We start from the raw sequence: 14,590 nt of genomic DNA, 5'->3' as shown, positions 1-14,590 counted from the left end.
CCCGGGTGTCAGCCCAGGTGGTGGTGGTCGTCCTCGACCACGGTGGTCGACGTCGGCATCGTCGGCCGGCGACGGCGCAGGACGCTGGTGTAGACCGCGATGCCGATGATGCCGACCAGCATCATGATCACGCCGACCAGGTCGAGGTTGACGCTGCTCACGTGCCAGTCGGTCGCGAAGGTGAGGATGGCCCCCACCACGAGAAGGATGATGCAGCCGCCCAGGCCCATCAGTAATCGCCTCCGGCGTCGAATTGGCTCTTCCGTTCCTGAAGAGCGCGTACCCCGGGTCGGAACAGCCAATCAGGACGCCCGCGTTCAGCCTTCCAGGAACGCGGTCAGCGCGTTGGCCAGGTGGTACGGGTCATCGGCCCCGCAGAGTTCGCGGGCGCTGTGCATCGAGAGGATCGCGACGCCGATGTCCACCGTCCGGATGCCGTGCCGGGCGGCGGTGATCGGGCCGATGGTGGTGCCGCAGGGCATCGAGTTGTTGGAGACGAAGTTCTGCATGGGGACGCCGGACTTCTCGCAGGCCTCGGCGAAGACCGCACGGCCACTGCCGTCCGTCGCGTACCGCATGTTGACGTTGACCTTGAGAATCGGTCCGCCGTTGGCGCGCGGGTGGTGCGTCGGGTCGTGCCGCTCGCTGTAGTTGGGGTGCACCGCGTGGCCGGTGTCGGAGGAGAGACAGACGGCGCCCGCGAAGGCGCGGGCCTTGTCCTCGTAGGTGCCGCCGCGGGCGAAGACCGAACGCTCCAGCACGGTGCCGAGCAGCGGGCCGTCCGCGCCGGTGTCGGACTGCGAGCCGTTCTCCTCGTGGTCGAAGGCGGCCAGCACGGGGATGTACGGGAGTTCACCGCCGGAGTCGCCGGAGCCGGCGGAGTCCGCGGTGGCCACCGCGGCGAGCGCGGCGGTGGCGGCGTGCACCGAGAGCAGGTTGTCCATCCGGGGGCCCGCGAGCAACTCCTGATCGCGGCCCAGGTAGGCGGGTGCCTCGATGGCGTGCACCATCAGGTCCCAGCCGGTGACCTCGTCGGCGGTGACTCCGGCCTCCTCGGCGACGAAGCGGATCAGGTCGCCCTCCTGGACGTCGCCCAGCCCCCAGATCGGCTGCATATGACGCTGCTTGTCGAGCTTGAGGCCGTCGGTGTGGACGGAGCGGTCCAGGTGGATGGCGAGCTGCGGAACGCGCAGCAGCGGCCGGTCGATGTTGACCAGCCGGTGGCTGCCGTCGCGCAGGGTGAGCCGGCCGGCCAGGCCCAGATCGCGGTCCAGCCAGGTGTTGAGCAGCGTCCCGCCGTACACCTCGACGGCCACTTGGCGCCAGCCGTCACTGCCGGAGTCCGGCAGCGGCTTCACCCGGAGGTTGGGTGAGTCGGTGTGCGCCCCGACGATACGGAACGGGGTGTGCGGCCGGGCGTTCTCCGGCACGTACCAGGCGATGATCGCGCCCCCGCGCAGCACGTACTTCCCACCGGTGGAGGCGTCCCAGGCATCGGTCTCCGCGACCTGCCGGAAGCCCGCCTTCTCCAGGCGCTCGGCGGCGTTCGCCACAGCGTGGTACGGCGACGGGCCGGCCGCCAGGAAGGTCATCAAGTCGTCGGTGTGGCCGCGGTCGAAGCGGGCGGGTGTGCTCATGGCTGCCAGCCTAACGACCAAAACCGTGGCCCCGCCCTCCGGAATAGGGCGGGGCCACGGGGCCGTTGGATCCGCTGGTCCGCCTATGGGGTCTTCCCGGCCGCTTTGTCGTTCACGGCCGGCGCGACCCACTGCTGCCAGCGCGGGCTGGCCGCGATGGTACGCAACTGGGCCTCGGTGAGCGAGCCGCCGACGGCGGTGACCACGACCCGGGTGCCGTCGGGGCGGAGCAGGTCGGCGGTCCTGGTGGGTGCGGTGGGCGAGGTGTCGTAACGGACGAGCAGGACGGCGCCGTCCTTGAGGGTGGTCAGCCGGCAGTCGGAGTGCTGCTGTCCCGACGCGTGCGGGTCGCAGGTGTAGATCTGGCGCAGTTCGTTGCTGCTGGTGATGTGCACCTGCTTGGCGGGTCCTCCCGCGTCGGTGCGCAGCGCGTCCTTCTTGCTGTGGCTCGCGGGCTTGCCGGACGTGCTGTCCGGCGGGCCCGTGTCCTTGCCGGGGCCCGGCTCCGAGGATCCGGGCGGGTAGGCGAAACCCCCCATGACGCGGACCCCGACGCCGCTCTTGTCCGGCAGGAAGGTGAGCCTGGCGGACGTCTGGACGGAGCGGTAGCGGGGGTCGCTGTCCTGCCAGCCGGCCGCGTACCTGCCGAGGCCGGACGGCAGCAGGTCCCGCAGGACGGTGCTGGTCGCGGCGCCGGTCAGAGCCTCCTTGCCGGGAGGCGGTGACGCCTGGGCCGCCGCCGGAGCGAAGTCCGGGATACGCACGCCGGACGCCGTGCCGCTGCCGGCACCGGTGCCCGGCAGCGCCGTGATGACCGCGAAGGCGGTGAGGGCGGTGAGGGCGGTGCCCGCCGTGCCCCACGCTGCGGCCCGGCGCCTGCGCCGGGTACGACGGCCCCGGACGACCGCCCCGCTGACCAGCAGATCGGTGGGTACCGGAAGACCACCGAGTGCCGAGTTCATGGTCCGGGACAGCTCGGGGCCGAAGAGGTCAGCGGCTGGGTTGTCTTGTTCATGGAGCGGCATCGGAGCACCGTCCTTCTCGGTGGCGGGCACGTGGGTGGGGCGGGCACGTGGGTGAGGCCGGAGGGTCATCGGGGGGCGAACGAGCTGTGCTCGCCGTCGATGAGTTCGCGCAGCCGGGAGAGGCCGCGCGCGCTCTGATTGCGTACGGACCCCTGGCTCAGGCCGAGTTCGTTCGCGGTTTCGGCGACGCTCCGGTCCTCCCAGTACCGCAGGACGACCACGGCTCGCTCCCGTACCGGGAGTTCCCTGAGCGCGGCCAGCAGGGTCACCCGCAGCGCGGTGTCCGCCTCAGCGACCGCACCTTCCGGTACGGCGGACACCGGACGTTCGGCGGAGCGGCGTAACCGGGTGTGCGAGATGTAGGTGCGCATCAGGACGGTACGCACGTAAGCGTCCGGGTGGTCGGCCCTGCGCACCTTGGACCAGGAGGCGTATGCCTTGCCGAGGGCCGTCTGTACGAGGTCTTCGGCGAGGTGCCAGTCTCCGCAGAGCAGCAGGGCGGTACGGAACAGGCGGGGACTGCCGGCCCGGGCGAACTCTTCGAACTGCCCGAGCTCCTCCGAAGACGCCACTGTGCCCCAGCCCTTCAGCCGATCGGAGTTCTTCCACATCCTCAATGACGCTTCGAGACCCGCGTTTTGTCACAGCTCAGCGGCGCAGTGCTTCGGCCGGCTGGATGCGGGAGGCCCGCAGCGCCGGGTAGAGCCCGGCCACCAGGCCGGTGACCAGGCCGATCGCCGGGGCCGCCGCGACAGTCGCCGGGTGCACCACGGGGGTCCAGTCACGGATCGCGGCCACGATCACCACGGTGATGGTGCCGAGGCTGGTCCCGATGAGACCGCCGAGTGCACCGAGGGCCGCGGACTCGGCGAGGAACTGCACGCTGATGTGCCGGCCGCGGGCGCCCAGCGCCCGGCGCAGACCGATCTCCCCGGTGCGTTCCAGGACGGCGACCAGGGTGGTGTTCGCGATGCCGACCGCACCGATGACCAGACAGATCGAGGCCAGCAGCAGGAACAGCTGGCTGAGGTCGCCGGTCACATCCGTTCGCAGTGACTTCGGGTCCGGCGGGGGTACGGCCTTGAGGTAGGAGGGATGGTCGGGGCGCAGCGCGGTGGGCGCCTCGGCGGCCACCTGCTGGGCCGCACCGATCCTCGTCGAGATCAGCATCTTGGCCGGTACGTCCGTGGGCTCACCCCAGAGTGCGAGTCCGGTGGAGCGCGGAATGACGACGGAGAGCAGCAGTTCGGCCTTGCGCTGCACGTCGTCGACGATGCCGATGACGGTGAAGGGCTCCTCACCGATGAAGATCGCGGGGTGGGTCTCCAGGGTGGTGATGCCAAGACGGTCGGCCAGTCCGGCACCGATGACGGCGACGGCGGCCGCGTGCTTCTCGTGGTAGGCGTCGAATACCCGGCCCTCGGCCATGTGCGGTGCCGCGGCGAGCAGCACACCGGGTGAGGCGGCGACCAGGATGGCGTCCTCGCCCGAGGATCCTTCGGCGGAGCCGGGGGCCAGGGAGGACCGCACCAGTGTTTTGGTGCCGGTCCGCACGGTCCAGTACACCCCGGCGAGCTTGCCGTTTCGGGCATTGGCCGCCGGGTCCAGCGTCCCGTACCGGTACTGCGTGATGGAGTGGTGGGTGGTCTGCACCGGCAGCGAGGGCACGGTGTACTGGATACCGAAGCGCTTCATGCAGCGCTCCCGCAAGGTGTTCTCCGCCTTGCCCAGTTGTTCCCACTGGTCGTCGCTGAGGAGGTACGCCTCGACCGGCACGGGCTGGTCCACCCGGGTGGTGATCTTCGGAACGGTGCCGATCTTCAGGTCCCCCGCGGCGGCGGGGCTTCCGCTCCTGTCCGCCGAGGAGTCCGAGCAACCGGTGACCACGGCCGCGGCCAGGACGGTCGAGACAGCTGCTGCCTGAAGAGCGCGGGAGCGGGACTGAGTCACGAGCGTTACTTCCTTGGTGAGTCGGCGGGGCCCGCAGTGGCGGGCGGAGCCGGACCGGTGCAGGAAGAAGGGCACTCCGCCCGATTCCGGCGAGCGGAGTGCCCGTTCACCGTGCAGGAGCTTCTTCCACGTCCTTACAGACGCTTCGGGGCACGGTTCATGTCACGCGGTTCTCAGATGGCGCGCTGCCCCAGAGATGTGCCTCACGACGGGCGGGAGGCTTACGGGAAGATGAAGTTGCCCGACGCGTTCTGGTTCTTCATCTGCGAGTTCAGGTTCGCTTCGCCGTAGACGGGGATCGTCTGCGAGGCGTACCGGGCGCTGTAGTCGGAGTTGTAGTAGACGCGGAAATCGAAGTTCGGGTCCCAGTTGTCGATCGAAGCGGCGTTGTTCTTGACGGCCTGGCCCGCACCGTTACCGCCGTTGGGACTGGTGCTGGCGGAGAACTTGTAGCCGGCGTAGTCCGGGATGTCGACGTACTGAATCAGCAGCGCACCCTGCAGATTCGAGTTGTAGTGCAGACAGGCGTGGCTGACGCTGCATCCGACGGCGGCGTCCGCCGGTGAAGCGAGGACTAGGCTCCCCGTCGTGGTCGCGAGGGCGACCGCGCCGGCGGCTGCCCTCCCTGTTTCCGGGGTCGAGTTGGGACCTTTTTTTGGTCCGTCGGTGACCCTAGATCGGGTATGCGGCTTCGACGAGTGGGTATTTTCGGCTGGCGCAAAACCGAACTCTGCGGGCCCCGTCGGGCGGACGGTTGCGTTCCGCGGGTCGGCCCAGGTGGCCGGGGGACGGAATGGCATATTCCGGAATAATTCCCGGTGAAAGTGCCTGCCGACGGCATGGCTTTGCGCCGACTATGGCAATATCCGGTCGGTCATGTCTCACCGGGTGAGACACGGGCTACGCGAACGGGCCGGGACGCCTCGGTGAGGAAGGCGTCCCGGCCCGTGTCCGGAAGGTGTCAGCAGCGACGGCTCAGAACGCGGCCTCGTCGAGCTCCATCAGGGAGTTGTCGACGGTCTCGGCCAGCGCGCGCTGCACGCCCACGCCCGGCAGGATGTCGGCGGCGAAGAACTTCGCGGCCGCGATCTTGCCCTGGTAGAAGGCTTTGTCCTTGGCGGCGGCGGTCGGCAGCTTCTCGGCGGCCACCGCGGCGCTCTTCAGCAGCAGGTAGCCGACTACCACGTCACCGGAGGCCATCAGCAGGCGGGTGGTGTTGAGGCCCACCTTGTAGATGTTCTTGACGTCCTCGCCGGTCGCGGTGAGGTCGGTGATCATCGCGGAGACGATCGCCTCCAGGTCCACCGCGGCCTTGGCCAGCTGCTCGCGGGCGGCGTCCAGCTCCTCGCCGCCGGGGCCGACCGCCAGGAACTTCTTGATCTCCTCGGACAGCGTGTTCAGCGCCGCGCCCTGGTCGCGGACGATCTTCCGGAAGAAGAAGTCCTGGCCCTGGATCGCCGTGGTGCCCTCGTAGAGGGTGTCGATCTTGGCGTCCCGGATGTACTGCTCGACCGGGTACTCCTGCAGGTAGCCGGAGCCGCCGAAGGTCTGCAGCGACTGGGCGAGCTGCTCGTAGGACTTCTCGGAACCGTAGCCCTTGACGATCGGCAGCAGCAGGTCGTTGAGGCCGTGCAGCGCCTTGGCGTCCTCGCCGGCTGCCTCCTGCTCCTGGATCGCGTCCTGGACCGAGGCAGTGTAGAGCACCAGGGTGCGCATGCCCTCGGCGTACGCCTTCTGCGTCATCAGCGAGCGGCGCACGTCCGGGTGGTGCGTGATGGTCACCTTCGGCGCGGACTTGTCCATGAACTGCGCGAGGTCGGGGCCCTGGACGCGCTCCTTGGCGTACTCCAGCGCGTTCAGGTAGCCGGTCGACAGGGTGGCGATGGCCTTGGTGCCGACCATCATCCGGGCGAACTCGATGATGCGGAACATCTGGCGGATGCCCTCGTGCTTGTCACCGATCAGCCAGCCCTTGGCGGGGTGCTGGTCGCCGAAGGTCATCTCGCAGGTGTTGGAGGCCTTGAGGCCCATCTTGTGCTCGACGTTGGTCGCGTAGACGCCGTTGCGCTCGCCCAGCTCGCCGGTGGTCCAGTCGAACTCGAACTTCGGGACCATGAAGAGGGAGAGGCCCTTGGTACCGGGGCCCGCGCCCTCGGGACGCGCCAGTACGTAGTGAATGATGTTCTCGGACATGTCGTGCTCGCCCGAGGTGATGAAGCGCTTGACGCCCTCGATGTGCCAGGAGCCGTCGTCCTGCTGCACGGCCTTCGTCCGGCCGGCGCCGACGTCCGAGCCGGCGTCCGGCTCGGTGAGGACCATGGTGGAGCCCCACTGCTTCTCGACCGCTATCTCGGCGATCTTCTTCTGCTCGTCGGTGCCCTCCTCGAAAAGGATGCCCGCGAATGCCGGACCCGAGGAGTACATCCACACCGCCGGGTTGGCGCCGAGCAGCAGCTCCGCGTACGCCCAGATCAGCGAGCGCGGCGAGGTGGTGCCGCCGATCTCCTCGGGCAGGCCCAGACGCCAGTACTCGGAGTCCATGAAGGCCTGGTACGACTTCTTGAAGGTGTCGGGTACGGGGGCCGTGTTGGTCTCCGGGTCGAAGACTGGCGGGTTGCGGTCCGCGTCCGCGTAGGACTCGGCGAGCTCGTTCTCGGCGAGACGTGCGACCTCGTCGAGGATGCTCTTCGCGGTCTCGACGTCCATCTCCGCGAACGGGCCGGTGCCGTACAGCTTGTCGCGGCCGAGGACCTCGAAGAGGTTGAACTCGATGTCGCGGAGATTCGACTTGTAGTGCCCCATGGCGACGGCCCTCTCGTAACGCGTACCCGTAGTGAATTACCAGCAAGTAGCCACGATGATGCTACCCGTCAGTAACAAAATGCAAGCCCTATCGGGCAAGTGTGACGAGACCGGCTCTGCGGCGGTTGCCTTTTTCTCAGTACTCTTGCGCGCATGTACGGCTACGACCAGAACCAGGGCGCCCAGCAGCAGTACGCCGCCCCGCAGTCCGGCTACGGCGATCAGCCGCTGTACCCCGAGCCGTCACCGCCCTCGCTCGCCGACGGGGTGCGGGCCTTCACCACCGGGTCGCTGGCCGCCGAGGACTTCCAGCAGATCTTCGCCACCTCGAAGGTCTACTGCCCGCGTGGGGACAACCCCGGGTTCCTCGCGCTGCACAACACGCAGCAGCCGGTGATCCCGATGTTCACCTCGCTGAAAGAACTGCGTAAGTACGCGGGCAAGGAGTCCAAGTACTTTGTGATCACCGGCGCCGAGGTCATCGACCTGCTGCCCACCGGGTACGGCTTCGTCCTCGATATGGAGGGCGAGCACCGGATGGTGTTCGACGCGAAGGCCGTGGAGCAGATGGTCGACTTCGCGATGCGCCGCATGTACGGCTAGCCGTCCTTCCTGCGCGGACTGCTGAGGACTCCCCCGGACGGGCCGCCCGGGGAATGACTGCGGCTTGCTAGATGTTCACCATTCAACTACTTTGAACGACGAGCATCCCTGCTAGGAGGGCCGCCATGCCTGCCGTGACCGTCGAGAATCCGTTGACCCTGCCGCGCGTCGTCTCGCCGGCCGACGCCGTACCGCGCCCCGTGCTGACGGTTTCCACCGCGCCGGCGGGCTTCGAGGGTGAGGGCTTCCCGGTGCGCCGTGCCTTCGCCGGGATCAACTACCGGTACCTCGACCCGTTCATCATGATGGACCAGATGGGTGAGGTGGAGTACGCACCTGGCGAGCCGAAGGGGACCCCGTGGCACCCGCACCGCGGCTTCGAGACCGTGACGTACCTGATTGACGGAACCTTCGTCCACCAGGACTCCAACGGCGGTGGCGGCACGATCAACGACGGTGACACCCAGTGGATGACCGCGGGCGCCGGCCTGCTGCACATCGAGGCGCCGCCGGAGACGCTGGTCATGAGCGGCGGACTCTTCCACGGCCTCCAGCTGTGGGTGAATCTCCCGGCCGCCGACAAGATGATGGCCCCCCGCTACCAGGACATCGGCGGCGGCCAGGTGCAGCTGCTCACCTCCCCGGACGGCGGCGCGCTGCTGCGGGTCATCGCGGGCGAGCTGGACGGGCACCAGGGGCCGGGCATCACCCACACCCCGATCACGATGATCCACGCGACGGTGCGGCCGGGGGCCGAGGTCACGCTGCCGTGGCGCGAGGACTTCAACGGCCTGGCGTACGTCATGGCGGGGCGCGGGGCGGTGGGCGCCGACCGGCGGCCGGTCCGTACCGGGCAGACGGCGGTGTTCGGGGACGGGTCCTCGCTCACCGTCCGGGCGGACGAGACGCAGGATGCCAAGGCGCCGGACCTGGAGGTCGTGCTGTTGGGCGGTCGGCCCATCCGGGAGCCGATGGCGCACTACGGTCCGTTCGTGATGAACAGTGAGGCCGAGCTGAGGCAGGCCTTCGAGGACTTCCAGCGGGGGCGGCTCGGCACGGTCCCGGCCGTCCACGGGATGGCATAGCAACTACCCCGGCGGCTCGTAGAGCTCGAACCACGTCGACTTCCCCGAGCCCCGGGGGTCCACCCCCCACCGGTCCGCCAGTACCTCCATCAGCATCAGACCCCGCCCCGACGAAGCCAGCTCGCCGGGCCGCCGCTTGTGCGGCAGTTCGTCGCTGGCGTCCGCCACCTCGACCCGCAGGCGCCGGACGCCGGGCTCGCCGGACACCTCGGCCGTCAGCACCGCGTCCCCGTCCGTGTGGACGAGGACGTTGGTCATCATCTCGGAGACCATCAGCGCGGCCGAGTCGGCCTGTTCGGGATCCGCCCAGTCGTGCAGCAGCTCCCGCAGCTGACGCCGGGCCGTCGAGACCCGCTCGGGCTGCGCCTGGGCGACGGTCAGGACGGTGCGGCGCGGAGTGCCGCCGCGTACCGGCCCCCCGGTGCGCTGCATCAGCAGGACCGCGATGTCGTCCTCCCGGCGGTCGGAGAGCGGACCCGTGTGGTGGCGTTCGGGTGGCCCGTGGACCGTCTGCACCAGCGCTTCGACGAGCGACTCCAGATTGTCGTCGGCGTGCTGCTCAAGCGTTTTGTGGATCCGGGCCCAGCCCGTCTCGAGGTCGTGGCCGCCGGTCTCGATCAGCCCGTCGGTGCAGATCATCAGGGTCTCGCCCGGCTGCAGTACCAGCCGGCTCGTCGGATAGTCGGTGTCCGGTTCGATGCCCAGCGGCAGCCCGCCGTCCACCGGCCGCGCCAGCACTGTGCCGTCGGCCGTCCGGACCGTCGGATCGGGGTGGCCGGCCCGGGCGATGTCCAGGGTGCCCGTCGCCGGGTCGACCTCGACGTAGAGGCAGGTCGCGAAGCGCTGACTGGAGGTGTCACCCGTGTCGGTGATGCCGTAGAGAAAGCGGGACGCCCGGGAGAGCACCGCATCGGGCGGGTGGCCCTCGGAGGCGTAGGCGCGCAGCGCGATCCGCAGTTGTCCCATCAACCCCGCGGCCCGTACGTCGTGGCCCTGTACGTCACCGATCACCAGCGCGACCCGGCCGCCGCCCTTGCCACCGGACCCGGCGGCGCCGCCCGGCAGCGGGATCATGTCGTACCAGTCGCCGCCGACCTGCAGCCCGCCGCCGGTCGGCACATAGCGGGCGGCGACCTTCACCCCCGGGATGCCGGGGCCCAGCGCCGGCATCATCGAACGCTGCAGCCCGAGCGACAGCTCCCGTTCGTTGTCCGCGACCCCGGCGCGGGCCAGCGCCTGGGCCAGCATCCGGGCGACCGTGGTCAGCACCGAGCGTTCCTCGGGCGAGAAACTGACCGGATAGGCGAAGGCGGCCATCCAGGCGCCGATGGTCACTCCCCCGTCGAGCAGCGGGATGAAGGCCCAGGACTGCCGGCGGTAGGCCTCCACCGCCGGCCAGACGGCGGGATAACGCTCGCGGTACGAGTCGGGGGTCGGCAGATAGATGGCCTGGCCGGTCCTGGCCACCTCGGCGGCCGGGTAGTCGGCGGTTGTGCTCATCGGAAACTCCGCGAGCGGCCCCACCGTGGCGGAGGACTGTCCGTGGTGGCCGATCAGGGTCAGCCAGTCACCGGTGATGCCGAAGACCGCGAGACCGTCCGGTTCGAAGCCGGGCATGGACAGCGAAGCGGCCACCCGCATCACCGCCTCGGTGGACCTGGCCTCGGCCAGCGCCCGCCCGGCGTCCAGCAGGAAGGCCTCCCGGGAGCGCCGCCAGTCGCCGGTGACCGGGGTGTTCGCCGCGGTGCCCGGCGGCGGCTCGGCGACTTCCTGGAGGGTGCCGACCAGGACGTAGTCGTCACCGTTGGCGGTGGGCTTGGAACGGCTGCGAACGGTACGCAGCACCTGGCCGGATTCGTCCACGATGCGCAGCCTGGCCTCCGCCAGGGTCCCCTCGGAGACCGCCAGCGTGACGATTCCGTTGATCTCGTTCCAGTCGACCGGGTGGAAGCGGGAGCGGGCGGCCGCCTCGCTGAGGGTGAGCGGCTCGGGGGGCATTCCGAGGAGCCGGGCGGCTTCGGCGTCGACACGGACCATCCCGGACGCGGTGTCCCAGTGCCAGACCCCGGTGGCGAGGGCGGCCAGGACATCCTCGGTGTGCATTGCCCTCATTTAAGAAGGTTGCCGGACCGACCGCCACCGAAGGGGCACCCGGTGCCCGGCGGTACCCTGGTCTGCGCTACACCCTTTCCCGCCTGTCTCGCGAAGAACTGGATGAATGATGCATCGGTACAGGTCCCACACGTGCGGTGAGCTCCGTGCCTCCGACGTCGGCTCCGACGTCCGGCTGAGCGGCTGGCTGCACAATCGCCGAGACCTGGGCGGCATCCTCTTCATCGACCTGCGCGACCACCACGGCATCACGCAGCTCGTCGCCCGCCCCGGCACCCCGGCGTACGCGGCCCTGGACAAGCTCTCCAAGGAGTCCACCGTCCGGGTCGACGGCCAGGTTGTTTCACGTGGAACCGAGAACATCAACCCGGACCTGCCCACGGGCGAGGTCGAGGTCGAGGTGTCCGAGGTCGAGCTGCTGGGCGCCGCCGCTCCGCTGCCCTTCACGATCAACGCCGAGGACGGCGTCAACGAGGAGCGGCGTCTGGAGTACCGCTTCCTCGACCTGCGCCGCGAGCGGATGCACCGCAACATCATGCTGCGCACCGCGGTCATCTCCGCCATGCGGAACAAGATGACGGCGCTGGGCTTCAACGAGATGGCGACCCCGATCCTCACCGCGACCTCCCCCGAGGGCGCCCGTGACTTCGTGGTCCCCTCCCGGCTGCACCCGGGCAAGTTCTACGCCCTGCCGCAGGCGCCGCAGCAGTTCAAGCAGCTGCTGATGATCTCCGGCTTCGACCGGTACTTCCAGATCGCGCCGTGCTTCCGTGACGAGGACGCGCGGGCGGACCGCTCGCCCGGTGAGTTCTACCAGCTCGACGTCGAGATGAGCTTCGTCGAGCAGGAGGACGTCTTCCGGCCGATCGAGAAGCTGATGACCGAGCTCTTCGAGGAGTTCGGCAACGGCCGGCACGTCACCTCGCCGTTCCCGCGCATCCCGTTCCGCGAGTCGATGCTGAAGTACGGCAACGACAAGCCGGACCTGCGCGCCAAGCTCGAGCTCGTCGACGTCTCGGACGTCTTCGCGGACTCCGGCTTCAAGGCCTTCGCCGGCAAGCACGTCCGGGCGCTGCCGGTCCCGGACACCGCCGGCCAGTCCCGCAAGTTCTTCGACGGGCTCGGTGCGTACGCGGTCGAGCAGGGCGCCAAGGGCCTGGCCTGGGTGCGGGTCGGCGACGACGGGGCACTGGCCGGACCGATCGCCAAGTTCCTCACCGAGGACGACATTGCCGCCCTCACCGAGCGCCTGGAGCTCAAGCCGGGCCATGCGGTCTTCTTCGGCGCGGGCGAGTTCGACGAGGTCTCGAAGATCATGTCGGCGGTCCGCGTCGAGGCCGCCAAGCGCGCCGGGCACTTCGAGGAGGGCGTCTTCCGGTTCTGCTGGATCGTCGACTTCCCGATGTACGAGAAGGACGAGGAGACCGGCAAGACCGACTTCTCGCACAACCCCTTCTCGATGCCCCAGGGCGGCCTGGAGGCGCTGGAGACGCAGGACCCGCTGGACATCCTCGCCTGGCAGTACGACATCGTCTGCAACGGCATCGAGCTGTCCTCCGGCGCGATCCGCAACCACGAGCCCGAGCTGATGCTGAAGGCCTTCGAGATCGCCGGTTATGACCGTGCGACCGTCGAGCACGAGTTCGCCGGTATGCTCCGCGCCTTCCGTCTCGGCGCCCCGCCGCACGGTGGCATCGCCCCGGGCGTGGACCGGATCGTGATGCTGCTCGCCGACGAGCCGAACATCCGCGAGACGATCGCGTTCCCGCTCAACGGAAACGCGCAGGACCTGATGATGGGCGCGCCCACGGTGCTCGACGAGACCCGGCTGCGGGAGCTCAACATCCAGCTGCGCAAGCCTGTCGCGGACAAGTAGCGGACCAGCGAAGCGAACGGGGCCCCGGATACCGGGGTCCCGTTCGCATGATGGGCGGCAGCCCCCGTCTTCCGGGCCTCTTTCGTGTCACGGGCAACCTGATCGGCTTCCCGGCGCGTTAGACAGGCGTGGAAGCGGGAACAGGACGGCGGGAGGACGATGCACGGCGGTGGTATCGAGGCGTTCGTGCCGCCGGTTTCGCGGCGGCCGGGGTGGCGTCGGCCGTGATGCTGCTGCCGGGCGCGCTGCGCGACGAACCCACGGAGTCCTCGGTGCCGGGTGGCCCCCATCCGGTGGAGCCGGCCGCTCAGCTGCCGTCCGGGTCACCGACCGTGAGCGGGACGACGGCGCCGGTTCTCGCCCGCTTCCCCGCACTCCACAGGCTCCCCGTGCCGCTGCCCGTGAACCGGCACGCGGTCACGGTGGCCGACGATCCGCCGGAGAAGAACTCGGCGGCGGGAGACGCGGGCTCGGTCCCGGAGCCCCAGCCCTGCCGGACGATCCACGGCACCCGTCGGTACGACGCGCTGCTCGCCCCGCGACCGGACAGGGTCACTGGTCCTTGCCGTCCTCTGCGTGAGGGGCGCCCCCGGCCTGGTCAGCGAGGTCCGTCAGGCCCTGTCCGACACCGAATCCCCCACCACGCACCACACCGAGAAGTGAAATGAAAGGCCCGTCGATGTCTGTGTCCCTGCCTGTGCCGTCGCGCAGAGGCTCACTCGTGGCTGCCGCCCTGCTCTCCACCGGGATGCTGCTGTCCGGCTGCGCGGGAGCCCCGTCACCTGCCGCCGACGGAGCGGGCCGGACGGCAGCGGACGACGGCAGCCACGCCGGGAGGTCCGCGCCCCGCCCGTTGGCCGCGCGGGCCGAGGTGCCCGCGACCCCGCAGGAGATCCCCGCGCTGGGGCCACATACCCGCGGACAGATCCCGGACTCGGCGGACCAGGCCGTCGTCGTCACCGGCGACGGCCACGACGCCAGTCGCTCCACCGTCGTGCGCTACACCCGTGATCCCGACAGGGGCTGGCAGCAGGCCGGCGACCCCTGGTCGGCGCACAACGCCCTGAACGGCTGGAGCGAGCACCACCGGGTCGGCGACCTCCGTTCGCCGGAGGGCGTCTTCGGGCTGACCGACGCCGGCGGCCGCAGGGCCGATCCGGGCACCCGGCTCCCGTACGACAGGGGGCCCGGTTTCGTCGCCCACGGCACCGGCTTCAAGGGTGAGTCGCTGGCCGGCGCCTTCGACTACGTGGTGGCGATCAACTACAACCGGAAGCCCGGCACCACCCCGCTCGACTGGACCCGTCCGCTGGGCGCGGGCCGGGGCGGCGGCATCTGGTTCCACGTGGACCACGGTGGTCCGACGCACGGTTGTGTGTCGCTGTCCGAGTCCCGGATGAAGCAACTGCTGCGCTGGCTGGACCCGGCGAAGAAGCCGGTGGTGGTGATGGGGGACGCCGCGACGCTGCGACGGTGAGGAAGCACGGGGCCCCGGAACCG

The 14,590-nt window shown here is 69.7% G+C and carries 13 protein-coding genes; 4 read left to right on the top strand and 9 right to left on the bottom strand.

Features of this window, described 5'->3' with window-relative positions; translation table 11 throughout:
* Nucleotides 1–8: 8 nt before the first annotated feature.
* The 7 genes from AB0M87_RS17195 to AB0M87_RS17165 all read right to left on the bottom strand — a co-directional run bounded on the left by AB0M87_RS17195 (nt 9) and on the right by AB0M87_RS17165 (nt 7,414).
* Nucleotides 9–230 (bottom strand): DUF6458 family protein, encoded by a 222-nt coding sequence (locus tag AB0M87_RS17195; RefSeq protein WP_365853607.1) that lies wholly within the window; start codon nt 228–230, stop codon nt 9–11.
* 87 nt (nt 231–317) lie between these two features.
* Nucleotides 318–1,637, bottom strand: a complete 1,320-nt coding sequence (locus AB0M87_RS17190) for a M18 family aminopeptidase (protein WP_365853605.1) — start codon at nt 1,635–1,637, stop codon at nt 318–320.
* 83 nt (nt 1,638–1,720) lie between these two features.
* Nucleotides 1,721–2,662, bottom strand: coding sequence for a hypothetical protein (locus AB0M87_RS17185; protein ID WP_365853603.1), 942 nt, complete (start codon nt 2,660–2,662; stop codon nt 1,721–1,723).
* Nucleotides 2,663–2,727: 65 nt separating this feature from the next.
* Nucleotides 2,728–3,273 carry a SigE family RNA polymerase sigma factor gene (locus AB0M87_RS17180; RefSeq protein ID WP_365853601.1) on the bottom strand — a complete coding sequence of 182 codons (546 nt, stop codon included), beginning with the start codon at nt 3,271–3,273 and terminating at the stop codon, nt 2,728–2,730.
* 37 nt (nt 3,274–3,310) lie between these two features.
* Nucleotides 3,311–4,612 (bottom strand): ABC transporter permease, encoded by a 1,302-nt coding sequence (locus AB0M87_RS17175; RefSeq protein WP_365853599.1) that lies wholly within the window; start codon nt 4,610–4,612, stop codon nt 3,311–3,313.
* 221 nt (nt 4,613–4,833) lie between these two features.
* Nucleotides 4,834–5,412, bottom strand: coding sequence for a hypothetical protein (locus AB0M87_RS17170; RefSeq protein ID WP_365853597.1), 579 nt, complete (start codon nt 5,410–5,412; stop codon nt 4,834–4,836).
* Between the two features lie 175 nt (nt 5,413–5,587).
* Entirely contained in the window at nt 5,588–7,414 is a 1,827-nt protein-coding gene (locus tag AB0M87_RS17165) for an acyl-CoA dehydrogenase (RefSeq protein ID WP_365853595.1), read from the bottom strand.
* A gap of 153 nt (nt 7,415–7,567) precedes the next feature.
* On the opposite strand from AB0M87_RS17165, the gene AB0M87_RS17160 reads away from it, so the two are divergent.
* Both AB0M87_RS17160 and AB0M87_RS17155 read left to right on the top strand, forming a co-directional pair.
* Nucleotides 7,568–8,017, top strand: a complete 450-nt coding sequence (locus AB0M87_RS17160) for an SseB family protein (RefSeq protein WP_365853593.1) — start codon at nt 7,568–7,570, stop codon at nt 8,015–8,017.
* Between the two features lie 125 nt (nt 8,018–8,142).
* Nucleotides 8,143–9,102 (top strand): pirin family protein, encoded by a 960-nt coding sequence (locus AB0M87_RS17155; RefSeq protein ID WP_365853591.1) that lies wholly within the window; start codon nt 8,143–8,145, stop codon nt 9,100–9,102.
* Nucleotides 9,103–9,105: 3 nt separating this feature from the next.
* Here AB0M87_RS17155 and AB0M87_RS17150 read toward each other — a convergent pair whose 3' ends face one another.
* Nucleotides 9,106–11,205, bottom strand: coding sequence for a SpoIIE family protein phosphatase (locus tag AB0M87_RS17150; protein WP_365854114.1), 2,100 nt, complete (start codon nt 11,203–11,205; stop codon nt 9,106–9,108).
* Nucleotides 11,206–11,323: 118 nt separating this feature from the next.
* Here AB0M87_RS17150 and aspS point away from each other — a divergent pair, with 118 nt between their 5' ends.
* Nucleotides 11,324–13,090 (top strand): aspartate--tRNA ligase, encoded by a 1,767-nt coding sequence (aspS, locus tag AB0M87_RS17145; RefSeq protein ID WP_365854112.1) that lies wholly within the window; start codon nt 11,324–11,326, stop codon nt 13,088–13,090.
* A gap of 307 nt (nt 13,091–13,397) precedes the next feature.
* On the opposite strand, the gene AB0M87_RS17140 is transcribed toward aspS, so the two are convergent.
* A complete protein-coding gene (locus AB0M87_RS17140) occupies nt 13,398–13,646 on the bottom strand; it encodes a hypothetical protein (RefSeq protein ID WP_365853589.1) in 249 nt (82 codons plus the stop codon).
* Nucleotides 13,647–13,769: 123 nt separating this feature from the next.
* On the opposite strand from AB0M87_RS17140, the gene AB0M87_RS17135 reads away from it, so the two are divergent.
* Nucleotides 13,770–14,567, top strand: a complete 798-nt coding sequence (locus AB0M87_RS17135; protein ID WP_365853587.1) for a L,D-transpeptidase family protein — start codon at nt 13,770–13,772, stop codon at nt 14,565–14,567.
* Nucleotides 14,568–14,590: the final 23 nt, after the last annotated feature.

The sequence above is a fragment of the Streptomyces sp. NPDC051320 genome, assembly GCF_040682175.1.
Classification (GTDB): domain Bacteria; phylum Actinomycetota; class Actinomycetes; order Streptomycetales; family Streptomycetaceae; genus Streptomyces.
This window is presented reverse-complemented; position numbering and strand designations above follow the sequence as displayed.